Consider the following 23,380-nt stretch of genomic DNA (forward strand, 5'->3'; position numbering starts at 1 on the left):
ATTGGAAGTGTGGTATACTCAAGCGTTTTCTTTTTGTCCCATTATTTGGCGATAAATTTCAAGTGCTGGTTTGAATAAAGGCCGCTTATGACTTAAACATGTTAAGGGAGACAAGTAGTGGGTAAAAAAATATATAGAAAATAAGATTGGAGATGATAAGATGTTAAATCGGATTCGCAATAAATTCACAACTGTACAAGCGGAGGAAGTTGAAATAAATAATATTTACGAAATCTTGCCGCCACCCGAAACTATTATGGGCGAAGCTACTGAAGAAGAAATGAACAAGGCTGCAGAACTTGAAATCAGACATATGGCGTATATGCGGTTACAGGACATGAAGATCCAATTAGATGGAGTGGCATATAAAGAACTACTAAGGGACTTTCAAACGTTCGAAACTGATTCAAATGAATTCTGGAGAGGCATAGCAAGACGCTTATCGGTTCCTTACGAGTGGCCGATTCGAATTGACCATGCAAATGGCCCAATCTATATGGGAGAACATGAAATAAGTGTAGAAGAAGTTGAAGAAGAGGAAGAATCCTAAAACAAAAATAGCCCAATAACCTCGTGAGAGGGTTAGTGGGCTATCAACATTTTCATATTTAATTAGTAAACGAACTCAGAAGTTATAGTTACTTGGACTTTCTTTAAATTCCTTATTCCATTGACTATTTTCTTTTAACAAATCATCTTCGGCATAGGCATCATTGGCTCCAAGGGTATTGTACCCTTCGTTGTAATCATCATAGGACAGGGTACTCAATTCCTCTTGCTTACGATCCTCTTCAATTCTCGTCAGTCGATCCTTACGTTTTGCCAATACTTTCATTCCTCCTCGAAGTGATTTTGAACTCGAATAGAGTTCACCCTCCTTATAACCGTTCTATCCATATTCAAACATTAAAAATAGATAATGAAGTAAAGGAAAATGAGAAGATGGATTTAACAAGAGTCTAAAAATTATGGGGTCACTTTTGGACCATAAAGCTCGCAAATCCGATGCTTTGATATAAATAAGTAATGAGGTGTCGGCATAGCTTGTAAGCGAATGGATTCTGGTCGGAACAGAATATGGAGCGGATATTGACCAATACGTTTGAACCATATATACATCCTGCTTGTAAAAGGAACGGATTCAAAGCCGAGTCTTCGGTAGCCCGTATTCAACATGGTGATGCCGAGTACACCTTTTATTTGCCCAGTCTGTTGATGACTGGTGACATAAGAAGCGAGGTCTGGGAGTGATTCCTGTACTCGCCGATACAGGAGAAAAGCTTTTTTCACAGGTTCATCTAAACCGATCATTTCCTGCAGTAGCCGGACATTATGGAGGTGGATTTTGATCAGTAGATCGTTTTTACAAATCTCTGTTCCATCCGAAAGTGTAATAGTACGTCCTTTATAACGGGTAAGACGAATACGGAAAACTGTGGGACGACCGTCCGCGTGTTGAAGGCATTCCAATTTCGTGAAAAACAAGTATAGAGGGTCAAGTATGCTCCAAATAGTACAAATTAGTCTTTTCATGTTACCCTCCTTATGTCAGTAGATTGACCAGTTTTGTAATAGTATATGTCGGATAGTCCACTAAGACTTAAGGCTGAATTTCAGGTTTTTCAAGTGTTTTGCCACGAAATCGTTTCGTCATGTTTGTTATGATGTTCGCGGGAGTTGAAGTGGTATGAAAAAAATATGGATCGCACTATCTGCTACAGGCTTATTACTGACAGCATGTGGCAATGAGGGAACAGTTGAGAATGAACCAATTGAACAACAACAAGTGGAAGTTGTATCAGATAACCCTGCAATAGAGGAAACGGAAACAGAAGTTGCGGAACCGGAATCTGAAAATGTGGAAACAGAAACTGAAGCGGAAAAAGACACTCAAACTGAAGTCGTCAATCATGGTGACTATGCTGAGCTTCGGGAATACGGTACGATCGTTGAGCAAGTGGGAGCCGATTACACATTTGAAACCGTAACGGACAATGAAGGAAACCGTGTGCTCTTCCTGAACGATCATAACGGTGAAAAACAATATAAAACGATTTTTGTGAAATATGATCAACGCCTCGAAATCATAAAAGTGAACGGCGAAGGCGGCGGCAAAGTGTTCGAAGGGAAGATATAACCACATTGGCCATCTCAACAGGTGGCCAGTTTTTTTATTCAAATTAATAGAACATTTGTTCTTATTATTGTTATAATGGTTCTATTAAATCATTGGGGGATGGATGCATGGATTCAGTGTATGTAAAGGAACGTATGGACCATCATCATGTGAAAGGGCTAAGCATCGCTTTCGTGAAAAATGGTGAAATCAGTGAAACACTCTGTTTGGGGGTTCGAGACAAAGACAACGAACAGAAAATCGACACCGATACGCTGTTCCACGCTTGTTCGATGAGTAAATTCGTAACAGCGATGGCCGTCCTGAAATTGGTGGAAAAGGGCCTTCTTGAAATAGATGGTGACGTGAATAAGATGCTATCGACGTGGAGGATTCCAGATCATGCATTCACTAAGAACGTGACGATTCGCCACCTACTAAGCCACCAGTCCGGCATAGTCGATGCTGAAGGAAGTTTTTATGAGTTTAACGAGCAGGATGGGATTCCTTCTATGGTCGATCTACTCGAAGGGCGGACACCTTATCATCGTGAGCCGGTCAAAGTGTCGGTGGAACCAGGAAGCGAATTCCATTATTCAGACGCAGGTTTCTGTATTCTTCAACAAGTCATTGAAGATGTGACAGGGAAAGAATTTAGTGTGGTTTTGTCAGAACTGATTTTTGAACCATTACAGATGAATAATAGTACGGTGAACTTCGAACCGACAGGGAAATTTGCAAGTGGCCACAACAAATTAGGAGAAGTGGTAAAAGGGAAGTACCCAATCTACCCTTATCCAGCTGCAGCAGGACTTTGGTCAACGCCTTCCGAAGTAGCCGCATTAGTGCTCGAATTGACTTTATCCATCAAGGGTCAAAGTAAAATCGATCTTTCAGCACATTTGGCAAGGGAAATGGTGTCGCCTCAAGGTGGTATGAATTGGAGTGGACTCGGTGTGTTTTTAGATGAAACCGAACACGGCATGGAATTTTCGTCACTCGGCTGGGGAGTGGGTTTTCAATCGATGATGGCTGCACATCCGGATATAGCAAGTGGTGTAGTGGTGATGACGAATGCGGACTTAGGTGTCCATCAATTGGATGGGATCATTGGGGAGGTTTATCGAAATTATTTGTCCGGAATAGAGGAAAACGGCTCTTCTTGTTGAAAAGGTTAACGGTTAAGACGAATTTGGAGGGGATACGGATGGAATGCTCAAAAGTAAATAAGAGCTTTAAGGCAATAGGGGTAAAAGGGTACGGGAAATATGAAGACTTCGAAGACTTGGTCCCGAAGACAGCCCGGGAGTTTTTAATGCGTAGAGAAGAATTTCTAAACGCAGCCGATACGGAAATTGCGCTATATGAACCTAAGAAAGATGCCGGTCACATAGAAGGACAGTTCTTTGTGGGGTTGATCGTTAACGAAACGCCTGAAGTCATCCCATCACAGATGGAGTACATAGAAGAATCCGGAGGTTATGTAACGACAAGAGGGAATATAAAAGAAATCAGTAGTCTTCACCAACGTTTGACAAAGTGGTCCGAAGAGTCAGGCTATGAAAGGGACACAGGTGCATTCATTGTGGAAACCTATCATCCTTTGCCAAATGGAGAGGAAGAAGTAGAGATTTACTGGCCGATCATATAAGTCTTACAAAGGGTATTAATCCGTAGAGATTCAATACCCTTTCTTCTGCCTGAGTTTTTCAGGTGTAACATCATGGCCATCTTCATCGACCACGGTTACGGATGTCATCGTACTTTCCACCTGTCCTCGGATTTCACGTAAATAATCTTCGCGCAGCACTTGTTGTTCCACTTTCTCTGCATTCGTCAAACCGACTTCCTTTTCCTTTTTCGTCAGTTCAATAATGCGCTTCAAATAGTCAATCATTTGGACAATCCCCGTTTCGTTAGTTGTTCCTCTATAACAGTTTATATATCATCTAATACTAATTATACTCACAGCTCTCGGTAAAGAGATAGCGCTTCAATTAGAAACGTCCGATCATAACCCGTTTTAAGATGGATACGCTCGGCCCACTCTTCGATAGTTTGCGCTGGCGGATCGTACTGTTTGCCTTCCGAAGTGCTGAGGAAACTCTCCCAATTATAAAACTCCCAATGGGCGGTTTCGTTTTGCATTGGAAGCCTGACCTCCAGGAGCGGCTTACGAAAAATATTTTGTTGGCAAAAATCTGCCGCTTTGAGGAACGCATTCATGTCAACAGGTTCCGTTTGATAACGCTGTCGGGAAATTTTGCCGTTCGGACGATGGTAGTGAATGGTCACTTCATGCTCACATGGCTCTACAGTGATACCCGCCGCAGGGAAAAAACCGCTAAGAGGCTGGACGACTGGTTCATCAATACAGATAGGCTGCAACCACTGATCACCTAAGTCACAAAGATACCGTCTGTTGTTGAAGTGCGCCACGACTGCCACATGTGCATCGTCTGTAGCAAGATCGTGACCTACCGGATATGCACGAATGCCTGCGTCTTGGAATTCATGAATAAGCCAATAGGCGAGGTCAAAACAATTTCCGGCAATCCCGTATCGGCTTCGGTGCTCCTTCATTTCCTCAATTGTCCGTTGTCTTCCCCCGTTATGGTGATTGGCAAACCACGCTTTCGTCAAAGTTTCCATTGGAAACTCATCAAAACGTGTGTAAATTCTATTGATTTCATTTGGAATCTCCATTTTCCCAATCCCCCAACCTCTTTTCCAACCATTCTATCAATAGGAAGGATTCATTAGCAATTAGATGTTCATCGAATCTATTCCCCCTTATACGTGTGGTTTGTCATCCTTCATGTACCATTATTAGGAGGAGGCGATCATCGTGAAAATAAACACAATCATATCAGGAGTCTATAGTGTGATCCAACATACAGAAGGGCAATTTAAACTGGTTCGTGTGCTCGGTTATTATGAATCGGAAGTGGAAGCGGAACGTGAGTTGCAAGCGATTTTAAATGGACGCAAGACGGAGCGGGAAGTGGAGCATGCTTATCATCAGTCATTAACCGATTCTTAAGACCCGAAAGATGGATAGGCAAATCAGCCCAGTAGACTGTAAGGTTGGACATCGAATAAATTCAGTTCAACCTTACACTTGTCTATTTTTCTGCCTGTTTTAACATGTACTTCCTTAGGGGAGTTTTGGACTATATGTAAATACTATTCTATTATTAGTAAATAATTACTCTATACCAAAATAGGTTTAACTATTCATTTTTTAAAAACATACGTTTCTATTTATCTTTTTCTATTCATCAAAAACCCCGTCAATTCAACGTTTTCAACTACCGACTCTGCCATCTGGACTACCCTCCATACAACTTAAGTTCTATAAAAGAAAAAAGTAAAATAGTATTTATCTATCAATTCTGAAAATTGAGAAAAAAGTCGACATATTTCGACAGAAACCACCCTCGTAAATCCATTATGCTTTTCGTAACAACTAGAGTTTGCCATGACACCATTGTTGGCTTTTACCTGCAAGATCGCTCGTGAAAGGGGGACATCGGTGTTTTTATTTTGAGTGGAATCTTGGAGGTGGAGCGTCGTTGTAAAATTTGGAAGGGGGTCAAGAAGTTGAAGAAGAAAAGTGGGTCAAAAAAGGCATTTAGCATTGCCGCGTCCCTGCTCATGACATTCTCGCTTGTTGCGCCGAGTGTTGTAAGTGCAGAGACGACCAGTAAGCTTCACCAATCCTTCAAAGAATCGACATCCGTAGTTGCGAAAGACAAGGTGAGCGAACGCTTACTGCAAAATTTCAAAGATGACGAGAAAGTAACCTTCCTCGTCAAGTTCAAGGAAAAAGCTGATCCGATGAAAGTAGCTGTAGAAGCGCGTGAAAAAGCGGAGGATAAAAACCTATCCGCTCACAATGCGAAGCTATTGCAACGATCGGCTGTCGTTTCCGAATTGAAGGCAACTTCAATGGAATCTCAGCAAAACGTCATCGAATTCCTTGAACAGGAAGCAGAGAAAGGGAACGCGCAAGAAATCGAGTCCTTCTTCCTTGTCAACGGCTTAGCCGTAACGGCGACGAAGGAAATTGCAGAAAAGATTGCGACCTTCCCTGAAGTAGAAAAAGTGCTTCCGAATGAAACGCGGCAACTCTTTACAACGAAAACAGCAAACGCAGAAGTTCCGGCCTCCCAAACACAAAACGTGGAATGGAACGTAGAGCGTGTCAAAGCTCCTTTAGCATGGGCGATGGGCATTGACGGTTCCGGTACAGTTGTTGCCAGCATCGATACTGGCGTGCAATGGGATCACCCGGCACTTAAAGAGAAGTATCGCGGCTACAACAAGGCTACTGGCCAAGTAAGCCATGACTTCAACTGGAAAGATACGACATCTGCCAACCGTGCAACTCCATATGACGATCAAGGTCATGGTACGCACGTTACTGGAACGATGGTCGGAAGTGAACCGAGTGGTGCAAACCAAATCGGTGTTGCTCCTGGCGCAAAGTGGATCGCAGTTAAGGCGTTCACTTCTGCAGGCGGTACAGATGCGGACCTTTTAGAAGCGGCAGACTGGATTGCAGCTCCTGAAGATGCAAACGGTAACGAGCGTGTGGACTTGGCTCCGGACGTTGTCAACAACTCATGGGGCGGTGGTCCTGGTCTTGACGAGTGGTACCGCGATGTCGTCATCGGTTGGCGTGCTTTGCAGATCTTCCCTGAGTTCTCTGCAGGGAATACGACTCTATTCAACCCAGGTGGTCCAGGCTCTGTAGCGGCTCCGGCTAACTATCCGGAATCCTTCGCCACAGGTGCGATCGACATCAACAACAAAGTGGCAAGCTTCTCACTGCGTGGTCCATCGCCGTATGCTGAAACCAAACCAGACATTTCCGCACCGGGTGTCAACATCCGTTCATCTGTACCAGGCGGCGCCTATGAAGGCGGCTGGAACGGAACATCCATGTCAGGACCTGCTGTATCAGGTGTCGCTGCACTTCTACGTCAAGTGAATGCTGACATCACAGTAGATGAAATGGAACAAATCTTGCTTTCTACAGCAACACCATTGACGGATTCCGCATATCCGCAATCGCCGAACCATGGTTATGGTTACGGATTGGTGGATGCTCATAGTGCAGTTTCTTCCATCATCACTGGACTTGGACGATTAGAAGGACAAGTAACGAAACAAGGCGATGACAATGAGGCGCCGACTTTCGAGCACACAGCACCTCGCGAAACATATGAAGGCATGGACTTGGATCTTTCCATCTCAGTTTCTGACAACATCTCAGTTTCGTCCGTTGTGTTGAACTACAAAGATGCAAACGGTGCATGGCAATCGATTGAAGCTGGACGCACAAGTGGTGACTATAAATCTGGTGAGTTCGCAGTTACTGTACCAGGTTCATTGATCACTGGAACTTCGTTCACGTACAAATTCACAGTTAACGACTTCGGCAACAACGAAGTGTCGACAGAAGAGTATACAATTGAAGTAAAACCAGGCATCACAACTGGCTACTTCGAAGACTTTGAAGGTTCTCCTACAGGCTGGTTCTCTTATGGGGACGAAAACAGCTGGGAGCACGGTGTACCGACTTCAGGACCGGGAGCTGCATTCTCCGGCGAGAAAGTGTACGCGACTAACTTGGATGGACAATATGCAAGCCGTATGAATGCGACGCTTGTCATGCCTCCAGTAGACCTGCCGGAAGGTAACTCATACTTGCAGTTCAAACATTGGTACAACTTTGAAATGTCTTCCTCAGGAAGAGCTTGGGATTACGGTACAGTCTTCGTTTCCACAGATATGGAGAACTGGACTCAACTATTCCAAATCAGTGGTGTATCTGATGGCTATGTAGATCAGCAAGTGGACCTTTCTGAATATGCTGGACAACGAGTATACATTGGTTTCAATGCATTCTCCGATGGAAGCGTCATTCGTGACGGCTGGTATATCGATGATGTGAAGCTTTCCGATGTATCTCAAACTGGTAAAGTATCGAAGGGCAAGAACGGAAACCAAGGCGGTAAAGCAAATAACGGTAACTTCGGCAAAGGCCAAGACAAAGATGTCATGAAGCCTGCAGTGGATCCCACGAAGATCCACCCGACTGCAATGCCGGCTAAACAAGAGCCGATTATTGAAGACATTGCAAATCCGACGCTTCTACCACTTGGCGCACAAGTAAGTGTCCTTGAATCCGGACGTTCCGTTTACACGAACCCGGCTGACGGTTCTTACTCCTTAACACATGCAGCAGGTGATTTCACAGTAAAAGCTGAAGCTTACGGATACGCTTCCGAGGAACAATCTGTTTCGATCGAAGCTGACGGCTCTGCAACAGCGAACTTCACTTTGGAAGAACTTGCTCAAAACACAGTAGGTGGGGCACTTACAGACGCTCAAACAGGCGCTCCTGTTGAAGGCGCAACATTGCTGCTTGTTGAAGATGCGAACATCGCACCTGCAACTTCTGATGCAGCAGGTAACTACTCCATTACAGCTTACGAAGGCGAATACACATTGAAAGTCATTGCTCGTGGCTACTATAGCCAAGAAGTGACAGTCAATATTGACGCTGACGGAGATGTGAAAGATATTGCTCTTGAGCCGTTCTACACATATCCAGGCGGCGAAATCGGCTACGATGACGGCACTGCGGAAAACGCTCGTGCTTTCTACGATGCTGGCAATGGCTGGGCAGTCAGAATGTCCCTTCCTGATGGAAATGACAATGGAATCGTCACTGACGGTGTGTTCCGCTTCTGGGATACTTCATGGCCGAGCCCTGGCGGTACAGCATTCCAAGTAGAAGTGTGGGATGCTTCCGGTGCTGACGGAGCACCAGGCAAGAAACTTTCGGGTCCAATCGACGCAACAGCTCTTCGTAACGGAGACTGGACGGTTGTAGACCTTCGTGAACACAACATCGTCGTAAACGGTGACTTCTATATGGTTTATATTCAAAAGGATCCAAACCCGAATGCACCAGGACTTGCGACTGATGAAGACGGTGAAAACGCACTACGCAGCTATCAATTCGTAGCAGGCGCATGGGCTCCAGCTCCTGAAGCTGAAGGTAACTACATGATCCGTGCACGTGTTGACTTCGAAGTGACAGGACCAGCCATCACTTCTCCGGCTGAAGGCCTTGTTACAAACGTAGCAGAACAAGTAGTAGAAGGTACCGCTTCACCAACGACAACTGTCGAGCTAAGCCAAAACGGTGAAGAAGCTGGATCTGTTGTGGTAGGAAATGACGGTAAATTCTCCTTCCCTGTGACGCTTGAAGAAGGCTCAAACGAGTTCAAAGTAGTCTCCAAATTGAACGGAGCGGTTACAGGTGAATCAGCACCAGTAACAGTCACTTTGGATACGTTGAAACCTGAACTGGCCATCACAAGTCCGAAAAACGGTGACAAAACGAATCGTGAATCCGTTACAGTAACAGGTACAATTGCTGATGCGAACCTAAGCTGGGTACGCGTGAACGGCCAAGACGCTCCTGTGAAAGACGGCAAATTCTCGAAACGTCTGTTACTCGACCCTGGCACAAACGAAATCACAGTTGTTGCTCGTGACGAAGCGAACAACCGCATCACGAAGAAAGTGACGATCGAAGCTGATTTCGAAGCGCCAGAAATCTCGAACTTGTTGCCAAACACTGACAAGCACTTAGTCACTGGCCAAACAGTTAAGATTGAATTCGATGCTGAGCCAGGTCTACGCGGAACCTTCGTCATCCACATGCCGTTGACGAACATCCCGCAAAACGCAACTGAATTGCCGATGATGGAACAATCCCCTGGCCACTATGTCGGCTACTGGACAGTTCCTTACGGTACAGTTGCCAACGGTGCACAAATCGAAGTCAAAGCAGTTGACGGTTTCGGCAACGAAACACGTGAACTTGCTGCAGGTAAATTGTACTTGAACCAACAAGGCACTTCCGCTTCTCCAAACGCTGAAGAACCAGCAAAAGAAGAAGCTGCTAAGGAAGACGCTGCAGAATAATCCCGAACACTGATGGATCCCGGGGAGCGTGGTGACCTCTCCCGGGGTCCTATCAATAAACAGAAAGGAGAATTAGTATGAAGAAGAAATCAATACTAACTGGAATGGCCTTAGTCCTTTGTATGTCATTTGGACAAGCGGCATTGGCGAAGGAAGATCCTACACCTGGTTATCCAGAACCTCCACGAACTTGCAAAGCCTATCCATGCCCAATTGCTCCATAATGGATGAAATTGTTTTCTCCCTCTAACATAAAAAATGCCTGCTTCTCTTCGTGAGATGCAGGCATTTCATTTTGTTGAAATAATCCACACAGGAACCCTCAAATGCACAAACGCATTTATATTTCTAAGTTGTCTATAGGGCCTACCGAGAAGGAGCTTGAGCTATACATGGCGAATAAATGGTAGGAAAGGATGTGCAACAAACTACATGAATATTAGAAACGCAACAATGAATGACCTTCCTGCTTTACAGCAATTATTGGGCGACTATGATCGCTCAATCTATGGCCAAGTCGAGACGACAAAAGCCGATATTCTAAATATTCTACAGGCAATTGAAATAGAAAGATTTTCTTGGGTAGTCGTTGAAGAAGAGAGACTGATCGCCTTTTCGGGAATCACGCAAAAGGGAAATTCGGAGTTCCCTTCTATATTAATCGTTCACCCCGAAGCACAGAATCGAGGGATTGAATCAGATTTGCTGAATAGTATGGTTAGTTCTGTAGAAGAGGGGACACTCATATTTTCTTCCAATACACCATATGAACATGCCCAATTCGAGGGAATGGGGTTTGAAGCAATAAGGTACTGGTTCAGAATGGAGATTGACCTTCAGGAAGCAGTAATTGGGCAATACCATCTTCCACCTAACTTCGCTATTGAATCCTTCAAAGTCGGTCAGGATGAAAGCGATACTTATCTCGCATTCGAGGATGCTTTCCAAACTCATTTTGGCTATACTTCATCCTCATTAGAAAGCTTTGTGAAACGGACGGAGCGGGAAGGGTTCGATGCGAATAACTGGTTGTTGTTAAAAGAAGGCGAAGAGATTGCAGGTTTTATATTCTGCCAGAAGTCGGTAGAGGGGCAGGCAGAAATTACCCATGTTGGTGTCAGACCGAAATGGAGGAAAAAAGGATTCGGGAAGGTCCTGCTTAACGAAGCCTTTCTTTTGCAGAAAAATAACGGACGGCCAAAAGTATACTTGAATGTTGATTCCAACAATCCTTCTGGAGCAGTCCAGCTTTACGAGGATATGGGGATGAAGATGAGCAGTCACTTCGTCCGCTATGATCGGATAATTGGAAAGAAACAGTCGGAAACGCTTGGCTCCTGACTTAAATAGCAATGCCTGCTTTCTCTTCGTGAGAGGCAGGCATTTCATTTATTTCGTTAATTGTACTTAAACTCGTATTTTGCTGCGTAGCGTTTAGCCATGTCTTCAATGATTTCCTGTATTAAATCAGTCGGGACTTTTGAATACAACTGATTGACGATAAAGACCGTATTCGTAGCGTATGGTTCCGTTTCCTGTTCCGTAGGGTAATCGAGATCTCGGAAATAGTAAGCATCGACTTCGTCGAAAATTCTCGATTTAATCAGCACATCCAATGTTTCAAAATCCCCGATTTGCCGCAGGGCTGACTTCGCCTTGAATTTCCGTTCTGCCGATTTAAATGACATTTTCACCTTGAACAACTTTTCCCTTGGGGAATCCCAATTCTCCCGTCTGCACACGAGTAAGTTCAAATCATGGCGAACCAAAACATTTCGCTCAACGATCTTCTTTTCTCTCGGAATCTTCTCATAATCGTACTTAACACCTAACAGCTTCAGGATTTCGATGGTTGCCTCCGTCTCAATCCCGCCGTAACCGCAGGTCGGACCGCTTAACCACACTTCCTGCTTACGGTTCCTCAAGATGAATTTATACGTCTTCGGCTGTTCTTCCCTTCTCCGATTGATGAAATACACATCCGGAACATTTCGGTACACATCCGGAATGTCCTCATCATGAGAGTACACCTCAAAGTCAGTGACGTCTTCGATGAACCCCAAATTCTCCTTAATATATTTTACGGTGTTTAGGGGATCTGAACTGTAGCGGATAACCTCCATCATACGCCTCCCTCACAAAAAGAATATCCATTCCAACATATGAATCGCAGGCTTGACTAAAGAACTTTGTCGAAAGAAATAAATAATCGTCCAACTGAAGCTAATTCTTGCGAATAGGATAATTTATAGTCTCTATTTATGTATTTGGTAGTAATTTGGAGTTAGATGATGAAAAATACGAAAGGCGTGATAGATATGAGGAGACCACCTCGTTATTATGCAAAGGTTTATGTGTTCATACTGCCTGGCGCGAACATGGCGAACAATCGGTTGGAAGAGGATTTTCGTATTGCGCGGGAAATATGGGGGTTCGATTTTGAAATTACCCAAATGAGAGTCAATCATCCCGTTTTTCATAATTTGACGAGTAGGGATTTTTCTTGCGAAGGCAGAGGCGATACGGACATCGAGCGATTACTGTTTCAATTGAAGAAAACGTATTGTCCAGATCCGAGTACAATCGCCGTGTTCTACACTGGTTCTGATTCGATCCTCGGATTTGGGCGTGCGTGTACAAAAAGAAGGAAGTTGCCAGACTCAACATTCCAAAACCCCACATTCATGAACGTCATTTTCATTTCAAATTTATTTGCTCCGGATACACTTGCACATGAATTGGGCCACGCCTTCTATTTTTCACATACAATCGATCGTGTAGACGCCGACTTGAACACGCCGGGAATACAAACACACGTCGAAGGTAGCCCACATAACGTCATGGCCCCAGGTCATATTCGCAGGTTCCCAACCAGAGCGACCCCAGATCAAATCCTCAGAGCCATCCAATCCAACAGTCCCCAAGTCATATTTGAACGCCCGGGAAATTTTGAGGAAGAAATCCCGTATTTAATGCCTCAAACTTATGAAAATAGATCCCACAATAGAAGGAGCTTCAATTATCATCAGATTCCGTATTACGGACAGCCGTGGCCGGGGTTCTATTATTAAAATCGTTAACGGACTCTCGCTGAGAGAACGATGGAGGACATTTTTGTTTAATAATTGCTCACAATCATCGAAAGAATCCCCTCCCAAACGTGCTGATGGTAAAATGAAAACAAGAGCATATTGCAGAAGGAGGCGGGAAGATGGATTTCGAAACTGTGATGCAGGAGTTGGAAGCACTCGGTAAGGAACGACTGAAAAAGATGTATATTTCGAACGGGGCGCATGAACCGGTTTTCGGTGTAGCAACAGGTGCCATGAAACCGATTGCTAAGAAGATAAAAATTAACCAACCGTTAGCGGAAGAATTGTATGCGACCGGCAACTACGATGCCATGTACTTTGCAGGCATCATCGCAGACCCGAAAAGCATGACCGAATCGGATTTTAATCGTTGGATGGATGACGCTTATTTTTATATGCTGTCGGACTATGTAGTGGCCGTTACGTTATCTGAATCACCCATTGCACAAGATGTGGCCGATCAATGGATTGCGAGTGGTGAAGAGTTGAGGATGTCGGCGGGCTGGAGCTGCTACTGCTGGCTGTTAGGAAATCGCCCAGACCATGAATTTTCCGAAAGCAAACTGGCCGACATGCTCGAGCTTGTGAAAAATACCATTCACGATTCCCCGGAACGAGCGAAAGCATCTATGAACAATTTCATCTTCACAGTTGGGTATGCCTACTTGCCACTCCATGAACAAGCAATCGAAACTGCAAAAGAAGTCGGCATAGTGGAAGTCAAACGTGAAAACAAAAAAAGCAGTCTTCTCAACGCTTACGAAAGCATTCAAAAAGAAATCGACCGAGGAAGAATCGGCTCCAAACGAAAATATGTAAGATGTTAACAAAAAGCTGTTCCATGACAAATGGACGGCTTTTTTGTTTTGGTCAAGGTCGGATAGTTCGCAGACATTTTTGCCAACCTATAGTTCAGGAATTTGAATATGCAATGAAAGGAGGTAAGGTAAATGTTGAAAAAGACGATTTCACTGTGCATATTAGGATTGGCATTAACGGGATGCGGAAATGTCGACAATGGCGATGATGGGGCAATCGGGGACAACAACGACCGAATGGCTCCGGAAGTTCGTGAAGATATGAACGAAGACGCCAACCCGGGAATCCCGGAAGTCGGAGATATCACCACTGATGGTAACGGCGTTGAAAATAACGACAATGGTGGAGTGAACGGCAACAACGGGACGAACGGAGCGGGAGATAACGGGGAGCTTGATGGCAACGTAGAAGAGCCAGGCACGGACGCAATGAATGGCAATCAAGAAGGAAACGGATTGAATAGAAACCGATCATAAAAGTAGAGCTTCCGGTTTTTTGCCGGAAGCTCTATTTAGAGGGCAGAAAAGTTACTTATAAATCTTTCTGTATCTTAATACCTCAATTTCACTTCGTGCACTCTGTGTTTCCGCTTTAAGGACCTCGAACTTAGTTCGTATTAATTGATTTCTTAGTGTGGAAATATGGCTAATATTGGTAATATAGTGGTGAGTTCCTTTAAAGAGTGAATAATAATGGGGTGTGATTAAAATGCTTGTTAAAGGATATAAGATGCCGAATGTTTATTGGGTTTTACTGATATCCATTTTCTTATTCTTAAGCTACCAGCGATTATTTGCAATCGATCAAATTCAGTTTTCGCGCTTTTCAGAGGCTGAGGATTATGGAAAAGTTGTAATGGAATTAGGTTTTTCTTTATTCGAAAGTTTTATTTATGTAGTGTTTCTTTGGGTAGCAATTTCAGTGATCCAACTACTGTTTAATTATAGACAAAATGATTAAGAGGGAGGAGAAGTGATGTCTGAAGAACGTAGCGTTGAAAAGGACAATAAATTAGGAAACTATATCGCATATGGAATTAGTTTCGGATTGTTGGGCGGTGCACTGTTAAGTTTAATTGGCATGATGATCGACAACACCTTCCTTAAAATTGCAGGCTATGGATTCGGACTAGGATTTGGAACCATCATCGGAGCATTGTCTTATGCAATTGGAAATAGGAAACAGACCTAAAAGTCATAAATGCTTAAGGAGACTGTGAAAAAATTCAATACATAATTATGACGCTCGGCTCTCATCGAGAGAGCCGGGCGTTTCGTAATAATGGATATTTTTATCAAATTAAGTGCGATATACTAATATTAGAAATCATCTTAGGGGTGGGAGCAATGCCAATCTACAACAAATTAGTCCGTGATCGGATTCCTGAAATTATTGAAAAGAGCGGAAGTACTTATAGTAGTAGGGTCTTAGATGAAACTGAGTACAAGGAAGAATTAAGAAAGAAACTTTCAGAAGAAGTAGAAGAATACTTGAACGCGATGAGTAATGACGAAGCAATTGAAGAGTTGGCAGATGTTATGGAGCTTATTCATGCTTTGGCTGTAACACATGGCTCGACAATTGAAGAAGTTGAAAAGGTGAGAGTGGAAAAAGCACAAAAGCGTGGAGGGTTTGAAGAGAAGATCTACTTAGTCGAGGTTCACGATGAGTCATAAGCTACAAGTAGGTGAAATGACAGCAACCTATCTATCAGACAAGGACATTTGGGGGCATTTTAACTATATCTTCTCTGCGAAATCCAAGAACTCCACCACCTATAAATTTGTGTTAATGAAATCCTTAATAGAGAATCTCTATTACGTAAACAATAAGCTTGAACTGAATTACGACACACTCTTCTACAGCTTTACCAAAATCTATTGGAATTTGGTGATCCACCATGGACTACACCAAATCAATATGCCCCATAGAAAGGCAGAAGTACAAACAATACTCACAGGTTTTCAGGAGCAATACCAGATACCGAACAGTGTCGTTTTTGACAGACTCTCGGACGAACTTCAGGTAGCAATCGTCAAGAAGGTAAAACAAAAATGCAAGCTCAATGTTATGGGAGCTATTTACGGGGATACACAAGGGACAATTTATGACTTTGATAATAAACAGGAAATGCTTCAATTTAACCCATCATTCTACTCCTTTTTTCAAAGGTATCAACGAGTATTAAAATACCTCTCCAACTATCATCTTGCACTATTTATGGAGAAGTTTAATGAAGCAGGGGACACCCAAGCCCTTCTAACAAAAGTAGAAAATGTCTCGAAACGCTCGTCGTTGGATTCTTTTTACCAAATACTTTCGTCATTATTTGATGGAACGTGTTTCTATTGTGGCAAGGAGATTAAGAAAAAGGAACAAACACATGTTGATCACTTCATTCCTTGGAGTTTTGTTCAGTCGGATCAGTTATGGAATTTGGTTATTTCATGTCCAACCTGCAATATGTCGAAAAGTGATAAGTTGGCTAACTCGATGTATTTGGAAGCTTTAATTGATCGAAATGGCATTCTTCTTAACAACGACGAACTAATAAAGAGATTAGATATGAAGGTATATTCAGAACAGAAATTGAATGAGTTATATACCTACTCTCAAGAAAATGGATATACAGATATTTGGGTTCCGAGGAGATATTTAAAGTGAAGCAATAGCTAATAAGGGCTATTGCTTCTTTTTATAGGGCACAAGATAGATGTTTATAGGCCTAACAAATCTCCAGTGAATTGAAAATACTTCTATATATAGAAAGTATAAGCTGATAAAATAAGAATAATTAACATATTTTTTAGGAGTAGGTGTGCATAAATGGATTTCTTATATCCAATTTTCGAAAGTGTGTTTCAAACCTTTCAAAAAATTTCATTAGGGTCTTTTACTGGATATTACTTATTAGGCCAGTTGTTAATATTTACTGGATTATTAGTTCTTCATTTAGTGTTTACATATAATGAATCAAAAGTAATGGAAAAAGTGAAAAAAGAGTTAGAAAAGCTTGAACATAGCAAAGCAAGCTCCGATTCTTTAAACCAGAATATTAATGAAATCTTTCAATCCATTAGTAAATCATCTACTTATCGAAAACAGTGGGATAAGTACTATGATCGCATAAAGACAAAAGATGTAGATGAGAGAATTCGCATTGAACCTTTTTTTGGATTAGATGTAATGTATGGAACGATTGGACGCCGTCAAATCTTAGACTTGGGTGGGGGACTACATGTTTCCTTAGGTGTGCTTGGAACATTCCTTGGCCTTTCAATGGGATTATCAGGATTAAATACTATTGATCCTGAGTTGTTAAGAGAAGGTGTTACAGGCCTTATAAGTGGTATGAAAGTGGCTTTTTATACATCTGTATTTGGTCTGGTTTTATCAGTACTATGGACCTTCATTGATAGATTTATTACTTCAAAGATAGATAAAAAAATTGACTGGCATTCAAACGAACTTAATCTTCTCTTAAATGCTGACGACGAAGAGATATTTTTAAATCGTTTAGAAAAGATCACACAACAACAATCAGATCAAATGAAAACAATACTAACAGATGCACTTGAACATGTTATGCAACCTTTTGTTCAGACGGTCAATCAGGGGAATCAAGCGTTGACTGGTAGATTTGACGAGTTGAACTTACAAATGAAAGAACAGTCTGACACCTCAAAAGAACATCTTGAATTATTTAAGAATCAAACAAACGATGTTTCTCAAAAGCTTATTGAAGGTATAACAGCTGGCACAAAAGATTCAATAGACCAGTTTATTGAAGTAATGGCGGTCTCGAAACAGTCGCAATCAGACATGCTATCTTCGGTTCAACAAGTAGTAGATCAGTTTGAACAAGCTTCATCAAGGCAAGAGCAGCTCTTTGGTAATACAGAGAAAATGTTAGAGACTTTCTCAACGCTATCAAATGAAGTAAAGTCAACTCAATCTTCGTATCAAGAGTCTTTCAGCAATCTTGAAGGTCTATCGTCTGCTCTAAAGGAAATGCAAATGATACATACTTCCCAACTGCCTGTTCAACAAGCGTTAATGGAGCAAAATCAGCAGTTTATGTTTAAGTCCGAAGAACTTGTAGATGGATTTATAAAGTTTGGTAAGGATCTTGAACAGATGCAAAAAGACGTATTTGAAAATATGCTTGAAAAAGCTGATTCGGTATCTAATCGATTTGAAAGACTTGCATCTGAATTAGCAAATTCAACTGAAAAACAATTGATGTCTACTTCTGAAACCGCGGTACTTGTTGAAAATATTAAACAATCTATTGAGGTTATAAAACCAATATCTCAACAACTGCAAGATTCTATCGGGACAATTGAAAGCCTTACAGATGGGTTGCAAAATATGCAGATCCTTCAACAAGAGTTGATACCAGAACTTTCAACTTGGAATGAGGAAACTTCAGCTCAAATTAGCGAATTTGTGAGATTGTCTGAAAGTAACCTAATGGAAATGAAGAATCAACTTGAAGAGACTAAAGGACACTGGAGTAATGTATCTTCTGACTTTGAAGAAACGAGACAACAACTGGGCAATTCTTTAAAAGAATTTAGCGTTAATATTGAAAATGGAGTTACGAAAACATTCCAATTGTTTGACAAAGAACTTGTTGAGGTCGTTGGCCACTTTAAAGGTATGAGTGATACATATTTAGAGACCCAAGAGGAAATGACAGAGGCAATGGAAAGGTTGCTTAAAGTTCTTCATCAAGATAAGGCAGGCGCTGGGGTATGAGATCTCGAAAACGCTCTGAAGTAAACTACTGGATGTCATATTCTGACTTGATGAGTGCGATGCTAATGGCGTTTGTGTTATTAATAACAATTGTAATTCTGGATTATCGTGAAGACTTGGCAGAGAAACAAAAACAAATTGATGCTGTCACGAATGTGAAAAATGATATCATTGCCGCTTTGGCAGCTGAGTTTGAGGGTTCTAATGTCAAGATTGAAGTGGATAGACAAACAGGTGCTATCCGTTTTCCAGGAAGTATTTTATATGAATACAATTCGTCTGATATTTCTCCTACTGGTAAACAATTTTTAGAAGAGTTTGTTCCGAAGTACTTTAGTATAATCCTACAAGAGAAATACAAAGATGAAATTTCTAACATAATAATCGAAGGCCATACCGATAAAGATGGGTCTTATATTTATAACCTCAATTTATCACAGAATAGAGCATTTTCGGTAGTGAAAACTATATATGGTTCAGACTTCCCTTCTTTTCCCGAGAAAGAGCTTTCTCAACAATATGTAACTGCTAATGGAAGAAGTTATACAGTACCCATCCTTAAAGAGGATGGCAGTTACAGTCCTGAGAATTCAAGACGGGTAGAATTTCTTTTCCGTCTTAAAGAAGAAGAAAGGATGGAAGAAATACAAAAGTTGGTGAATGAGCAATGAAATATGAATATCGGCCAACACGTTTAACGGATTGGGTCCGTAGAGAGATTAAGTCCAAACCAACATATCATAATCAAAACACTGAAAAAATCTCGAATCGGCTTGAAAGGTTGAGGGGTGCTTTAAGTGTACTTGAAACAAAGTCTACTGAAGAGTTTCAAAATTGGTTAGAATCACTAACTAGCCGTGATGTTGTACTACTCCCTTATCTATACAAGGAAGTGAAGCAAGAAAACCAAAAACCTATGTTAAAAATCATGCTGGAAATAGGCGCAAACAAAAGGCAGATGTATAGGAACTGCATAGAAATGTGCTACAGGACTGGAGACTTTAATCCCTACTGGTGGATTGCCAATACCTCCTTCAAGAAAAACAAAGATTCTATTACTCGAAATTGGAGTAAGGAAAAGTTGTTAAGGTGGGAAAAGTTTATTGATACCCCGGATAACTATGCTTCTAAAATGGCTGTTTTAATAGAATATGAAAATGACACAGAAGAAGTTTTTCAAGACTTCTATATTAATAATGGGCACCGATTTTATAAAGATGTACTCTTACGACTTTTTGAAAACGGATCAAAGAAAACCTTCCGAAGCGAGAAACAACTGTTTCTCAAGTATTTCGAGAATGCAGACAATATCACTATGCAAAAGCTGGCTGCTGGTTTCATAAGAACTGGTTTGTTAAATGAATTAGACGATATTAGCCGGAAGATTTATGAGAAAATGGGGACATACATAAGAAAATCAATGTTATGGTCCGAGGTAGAAACAAGGTTAAAGAAAGCTTTTCACCAATGGGTCTTAAGGCAAAATATCCGGGAATTTTTCCTTCACTTGAATAAGGATCATGAAAGGTTTGGATATTGGGAAAAGTTTATACCGAAAATGGAAGATGCAGTAGTATTGAAAAAGGAGCAAACGGTACTATTTTATTTTTCAGATGTTGTAATCATGGAGATTTTAGGTACTGGGGCGGCTTATGTTTATGAAAAAATCTATTTTCAAAACAGATGGGGCCAACGAATCGATAAATATTTAGAAGCGGTGGAACGAGCAGAGATATTGAATATGTCATATATAACAGTAAAACTTACCAGAAGTATGTTGATGGATAAAGATGCTGTTGTAAAAAACGGATGGTTGACACATTCGGGTGATTGGAAATTTAAATTCGATCGTTTCTTAAGATATTCCCTGAATTGGGAGGTAAATAAAGATGAGATTCTTCGGAAGAACGAGAACTTCTTTACATTGTAACTTTACTATAGTTGGAAGTGACATTCACTTTTCTTTCACTAAAAAGGAGAGAAACAGTGAAGTGTCTCTTCCTGTGCCTTTTTCTGATACGGATTTCCGAGAAAGGTTTCAATGGCATGGTTTTGACGCTTACTTAGCTTATGAACAATTGTATGAAATTGGACTAATTGATGAAGATCAATTATTGCCGTTAGAACAATATTATGATCTGTTAGAAGATGAAGAAACAATTGATGTATTAAACACACTTGGACTGCCTACGAAAAATATTACTCCAAAAGGTATTTTAAAGATTTCTAACACCCCAGCTACTAACCCCGAATTCCAACTGACTCTACGTAATGAAAATGGTGAAGTGCTGAAGCAGATTGCCAATGTTCAAATGCCCTTTGTATTTATCAATAGTGAGAAATTCGTATTACCTAAAGATGTATGGTTACTTCATGAAGCAATCTTAAGTAGCGATTTCTCCACTGGGTATGAAAAGACCGCAAAAGTTTCTGAGTATGCAAGAAAAGCTAACATAGAATTAGATGATTTCCTTACAAGAGAGAACTATCACTATATTGATAAATATGAGGTAGTTCCTGAACTTCATAATAGTGACTTGATGGAATTGAAAATTGTGGGGGAAGACGAGATTATTACGGAGCATTTGAATTCTTCTGGGGGAGTTTCCTCTATTAGAAAGGGAATGACTCGAGAAAGGTATCAATCGAGTCCTGAAGTTAAGGCTGATCTTGAGCTTATTCATAAAAAGAAGTACTTAAGAGGACACGAAATCCCTCAGTTTTTTGAGAACCCATACTCTTTATTTCCAGAACACAATTTTGTATTCGACTTAGAAAAATTTTCTGATAGGGTAACAGGATTTATAGAGATTAAGAAGCCAAGAATGATGCAAAAAGAAGGGAAGTGGGGTTGGTTTGATAATGAAACTGGGGAATCACTTGATGTGGATGAAGACGAGTTAAAAACAGTCATTTCAAAAAATCCAGATAAAAACTTTGTCCCTTACAAAAACAGTTGGATCTATGTAGATAAGGCATTACGGAAACAATTAGGACTAGTTGATGATAGCGGTAGTGAGAAACAACCAAAGTTAGTATTGGATATTCTCGATAATGAAGAAAAACTAGACTATATAGAAGCTGGCAACGAAAAACGCAAATTTAAAGAATATGATATTCCAACGCAGCTAAAAGCTGATTTATTTGATCACCAAAAAGAAGGTTATAGTTGGATTTGCTCACTTGAGGAAAACGGCGTAGGGGGATTGTTGGCAGACGATATGGGTCTTGGGAAGACGATACAAGTAATTACGTTCTTGCTACGTCAACGTCAAAGAAATAGCCTTAAACCATCCTTGATTGTTCTTCCAATTGCACTTATAGAAAACTGGGTAAATGAGATAAGTAAGTTTGCTCCTGAATTAAAAAATAGCATCTATGTCCACCAAGGTGGAGGCAGAATAAAAAATGTGAGTAAGTTGGAAAATTTCGAACTAATATTCACCAGCTATGATACGTTGAAAATAGACCAACTACTCTTTGGACAAATCCATTTCAAGAATATCATTGCCGATGAAGCACAAAATGTGAAATCACATAGTAGCCAAAGATCCAGAGCGATTAGAGCTATGAAAGGGGATTTCCGTTTAGCGATGACAGGGACTCCAGTGGAAAACAGCTTAGAAGAGTTGTGGACTATTATGGATTTTGTCCAACCTGGTGCAATGAGTGCTCTTAGTGAATTTAGGAGAAAGTATATCAAATCTGAGAATTATGATGAACTGATGGAACTATTGAAACCATATTATCTTCGTAGGACAAAGGATGAAGTATTGAAGGATAAGTTGCCAGCGAAACATTTATTGCCACCCAAATATGTTCAAGCATCTACAGTACAGCAACAACTTGCTCACAGTATGATGGTTAATGTGAAATCCGGGAAGGCAAATGTTCTAAATGTCTTAACTAACTTACGCCAAATGTATGCTCATCCAGGGATATTTGAACACGTAAATGAACATCTTTCAATCAATGACGCTCCAAAGTTGAAAGAAGTATTGAGTTTGTTAGAAGATATTAAGAAAAAGAATGAAAAGGTTCTAATCTTTACTGAGTTTCGAAAGATTCATGCGATCTTAAAACGGGAAATTGCACTAAAATTCGGCATATCAGTACCTGTCATTGATGGAGATACCAAAAACCGTCCAGAAGTCGTAGACAGGTTTAATAAAACAGCTGGTTTCGCAGTTATTTTATTATCACCTAAAGCAGCCGGCGTTGGTTTGACTATCACAAGTGCCAATCATGTCATTCACTATACAAGATGGTGGAATCCAGCCGTCGAAAACCAAGCGACTGACCGTGCGTACAGAATTGGTCAGCAAAAAGAAGTATTTGTTTACCAAATTATCACTCAAGATCCACGAAACTTCCCAAGGGGAACTGTTGAAGAAATCATGCATGAAATGCTTTCGGTTAAATCCGATCTTGCTAATAATGTCATAATCCCATTTGATACATCAACACTGCAGCAACAAGTAGCAGAAGCTTTTTCAAAACAGAATTAAGTTTAAGCAATTCATTTTAAGTTCAAGGAATGCATAAACCGTATATTTTGGATATTTCTCGTTTCATGTGGATT

The 23,380-nt window shown here is 41.2% G+C and carries 24 protein-coding genes; 19 read left to right on the forward strand and 5 right to left on the reverse strand.

Annotated features, from left to right (window positions below; translation table 11 throughout):
* Positions 1–160 precede the first annotated feature (160 nt).
* Positions 161–550 carry a hypothetical protein gene (locus ACFOZY_RS00900; RefSeq protein WP_378151259.1) on the forward strand — a complete coding sequence of 130 codons (390 nt, stop codon included), beginning with the start codon at positions 161–163 and terminating at the stop codon, positions 548–550.
* 75 nt (positions 551–625) lie between these two features.
* Here the strand turns inward: ACFOZY_RS00900 and ACFOZY_RS00905 are convergent, their stop codons facing one another.
* The gene (locus ACFOZY_RS00905; protein ID WP_378151261.1) at positions 626–826 is read right to left on the reverse strand and encodes a hypothetical protein; all 201 of its coding nucleotides are present in this window, start codon (positions 824–826) and stop codon (positions 626–628) included.
* Positions 827–966: 140 nt separating this feature from the next.
* Positions 967–1,533, reverse strand: coding sequence for a YkoP family protein (locus tag ACFOZY_RS00910; protein ID WP_378151263.1), 567 nt, complete (start codon positions 1,531–1,533; stop codon positions 967–969).
* 154 nt (positions 1,534–1,687) lie between these two features.
* Here ACFOZY_RS00910 and ACFOZY_RS00915 point away from each other — a divergent pair, with 154 nt between their 5' ends.
* From ACFOZY_RS00915 to ACFOZY_RS00925, 3 genes are all read left to right on the forward strand, one after another.
* Positions 1,688–2,137 carry a hypothetical protein gene (locus ACFOZY_RS00915; protein WP_378151265.1) on the forward strand — a complete coding sequence of 150 codons (450 nt, stop codon included), beginning with the start codon at positions 1,688–1,690 and terminating at the stop codon, positions 2,135–2,137.
* 107 nt (positions 2,138–2,244) lie between these two features.
* Positions 2,245–3,285 (forward strand): serine hydrolase domain-containing protein, encoded by a 1,041-nt coding sequence (locus ACFOZY_RS00920; protein ID WP_378151267.1) that lies wholly within the window; start codon positions 2,245–2,247, stop codon positions 3,283–3,285.
* A 38-nt stretch (positions 3,286–3,323) separates the two neighbouring features.
* Positions 3,324–3,767, forward strand: coding sequence for an effector binding domain-containing protein (locus ACFOZY_RS00925; RefSeq protein ID WP_378151269.1), 444 nt, complete (start codon positions 3,324–3,326; stop codon positions 3,765–3,767).
* Positions 3,768–3,797: 30 nt separating this feature from the next.
* Here the strand turns inward: ACFOZY_RS00925 and ACFOZY_RS00930 are convergent, their stop codons facing one another.
* Together ACFOZY_RS00930 and ACFOZY_RS00935 are read right to left on the reverse strand one after the other, a co-directional pair.
* Positions 3,798–4,013 carry a DUF896 domain-containing protein gene (locus tag ACFOZY_RS00930; protein ID WP_378151271.1) on the reverse strand — a complete coding sequence of 72 codons (216 nt, stop codon included), beginning with the start codon at positions 4,011–4,013 and terminating at the stop codon, positions 3,798–3,800.
* A 68-nt stretch (positions 4,014–4,081) separates the two neighbouring features.
* Positions 4,082–4,822: a hypothetical protein gene (locus tag ACFOZY_RS00935; protein ID WP_378151273.1), complete on the reverse strand. Its 741-nt coding sequence runs from the start codon at positions 4,820–4,822 to the stop codon at positions 4,082–4,084.
* A 142-nt stretch (positions 4,823–4,964) separates the two neighbouring features.
* Here ACFOZY_RS00935 and ACFOZY_RS00940 point away from each other — a divergent pair, with 142 nt between their 5' ends.
* From ACFOZY_RS00940 to ACFOZY_RS00955, 4 genes are all read left to right on the forward strand, one after another.
* Entirely contained in the window at positions 4,965–5,159 is a 195-nt protein-coding gene (locus ACFOZY_RS00940) for a hypothetical protein (RefSeq protein ID WP_378151275.1), read from the forward strand.
* A 560-nt stretch (positions 5,160–5,719) separates the two neighbouring features.
* Complete coding sequence (locus ACFOZY_RS00945; protein ID WP_378151277.1) at positions 5,720–10,126, forward strand: S8 family serine peptidase; 4,407 nt, start codon at positions 5,720–5,722, stop codon at positions 10,124–10,126.
* 77 nt (positions 10,127–10,203) lie between these two features.
* The gene (locus ACFOZY_RS00950; protein WP_378151279.1) at positions 10,204–10,350 is read left to right on the forward strand and encodes a hypothetical protein; all 147 of its coding nucleotides are present in this window, start codon (positions 10,204–10,206) and stop codon (positions 10,348–10,350) included.
* Between the two features lie 208 nt (positions 10,351–10,558).
* Positions 10,559–11,467 carry a GNAT family N-acetyltransferase gene (locus ACFOZY_RS00955; RefSeq protein ID WP_378151281.1) on the forward strand — a complete coding sequence of 303 codons (909 nt, stop codon included), beginning with the start codon at positions 10,559–10,561 and terminating at the stop codon, positions 11,465–11,467.
* 56 nt (positions 11,468–11,523) lie between these two features.
* On the opposite strand, the gene ACFOZY_RS00960 is transcribed toward ACFOZY_RS00955, so the two are convergent.
* Positions 11,524–12,252 carry a hypothetical protein gene (locus ACFOZY_RS00960; RefSeq protein WP_378151283.1) on the reverse strand — a complete coding sequence of 243 codons (729 nt, stop codon included), beginning with the start codon at positions 12,250–12,252 and terminating at the stop codon, positions 11,524–11,526.
* A gap of 192 nt (positions 12,253–12,444) precedes the next feature.
* Between ACFOZY_RS00960 and ACFOZY_RS00965 the strand changes: the two genes are divergently transcribed.
* The 11 genes from ACFOZY_RS00965 (at position 12,445) to ACFOZY_RS01015 (ending at position 23,306) form a co-directional block, all read left to right on the forward strand.
* Entirely contained in the window at positions 12,445–13,197 is a 753-nt protein-coding gene (locus tag ACFOZY_RS00965) for a hypothetical protein (protein WP_378151285.1), read from the forward strand.
* Between the two features lie 140 nt (positions 13,198–13,337).
* Positions 13,338–14,045, forward strand: a complete 708-nt coding sequence (locus ACFOZY_RS00970; RefSeq protein WP_378151287.1) for a DNA alkylation repair protein — start codon at positions 13,338–13,340, stop codon at positions 14,043–14,045.
* Between the two features lie 123 nt (positions 14,046–14,168).
* Positions 14,169–14,513: a hypothetical protein gene (locus ACFOZY_RS00975; protein WP_378151290.1), complete on the forward strand. Its 345-nt coding sequence runs from the start codon at positions 14,169–14,171 to the stop codon at positions 14,511–14,513.
* Positions 14,514–14,745: 232 nt separating this feature from the next.
* Positions 14,746–14,997 carry a hypothetical protein gene (locus ACFOZY_RS00980; RefSeq protein ID WP_378151292.1) on the forward strand — a complete coding sequence of 84 codons (252 nt, stop codon included), beginning with the start codon at positions 14,746–14,748 and terminating at the stop codon, positions 14,995–14,997.
* Positions 14,998–15,012: 15 nt separating this feature from the next.
* Positions 15,013–15,228, forward strand: coding sequence for a hypothetical protein (locus tag ACFOZY_RS00985; RefSeq protein ID WP_378151294.1), 216 nt, complete (start codon positions 15,013–15,015; stop codon positions 15,226–15,228).
* A 155-nt stretch (positions 15,229–15,383) separates the two neighbouring features.
* On the forward strand, positions 15,384–15,713 hold the full coding sequence (locus ACFOZY_RS00990) for a pyrophosphohydrolase domain-containing protein (RefSeq protein WP_378151296.1): 330 nt from the start codon (positions 15,384–15,386) through the stop codon (positions 15,711–15,713).
* Positions 15,703–16,701, forward strand: a complete 999-nt coding sequence (locus ACFOZY_RS00995) for an HNH endonuclease domain-containing protein (protein ID WP_378151298.1) — start codon at positions 15,703–15,705, stop codon at positions 16,699–16,701. The genes ACFOZY_RS00990 and ACFOZY_RS00995 overlap by 11 nt, the downstream gene beginning before the upstream one ends.
* Positions 16,702–16,863: 162 nt before the next feature.
* Positions 16,864–18,798 carry a MotA/TolQ/ExbB proton channel family protein gene (locus tag ACFOZY_RS01000; RefSeq protein WP_378151300.1) on the forward strand — a complete coding sequence of 645 codons (1,935 nt, stop codon included), beginning with the start codon at positions 16,864–16,866 and terminating at the stop codon, positions 18,796–18,798.
* Positions 18,795–19,469 carry an OmpA/MotB family protein gene (locus ACFOZY_RS01005; RefSeq protein WP_378151302.1) on the forward strand — a complete coding sequence of 225 codons (675 nt, stop codon included), beginning with the start codon at positions 18,795–18,797 and terminating at the stop codon, positions 19,467–19,469. The genes ACFOZY_RS01000 and ACFOZY_RS01005 overlap by 4 nt, the downstream gene beginning before the upstream one ends.
* Positions 19,466–20,728, forward strand: a complete 1,263-nt coding sequence (locus ACFOZY_RS01010) for a hypothetical protein (protein ID WP_378151304.1) — start codon at positions 19,466–19,468, stop codon at positions 20,726–20,728. Before ACFOZY_RS01005 ends, ACFOZY_RS01010 begins: the two co-directional genes overlap by 4 nt.
* On the forward strand, positions 20,688–23,306 hold the full coding sequence (locus tag ACFOZY_RS01015) for a DEAD/DEAH box helicase (RefSeq protein WP_378151306.1): 2,619 nt from the start codon (positions 20,688–20,690) through the stop codon (positions 23,304–23,306). The genes ACFOZY_RS01010 and ACFOZY_RS01015 overlap by 41 nt, the downstream gene beginning before the upstream one ends.
* Positions 23,307–23,380 lie beyond the last annotated feature (74 nt).

The sequence above is a fragment of the Chungangia koreensis genome, from assembly GCF_042651785.1.
Taxonomy (GTDB): Bacteria; Bacillota; Bacilli; order Bacillales_A; family Planococcaceae; genus Chungangia; species Chungangia koreensis.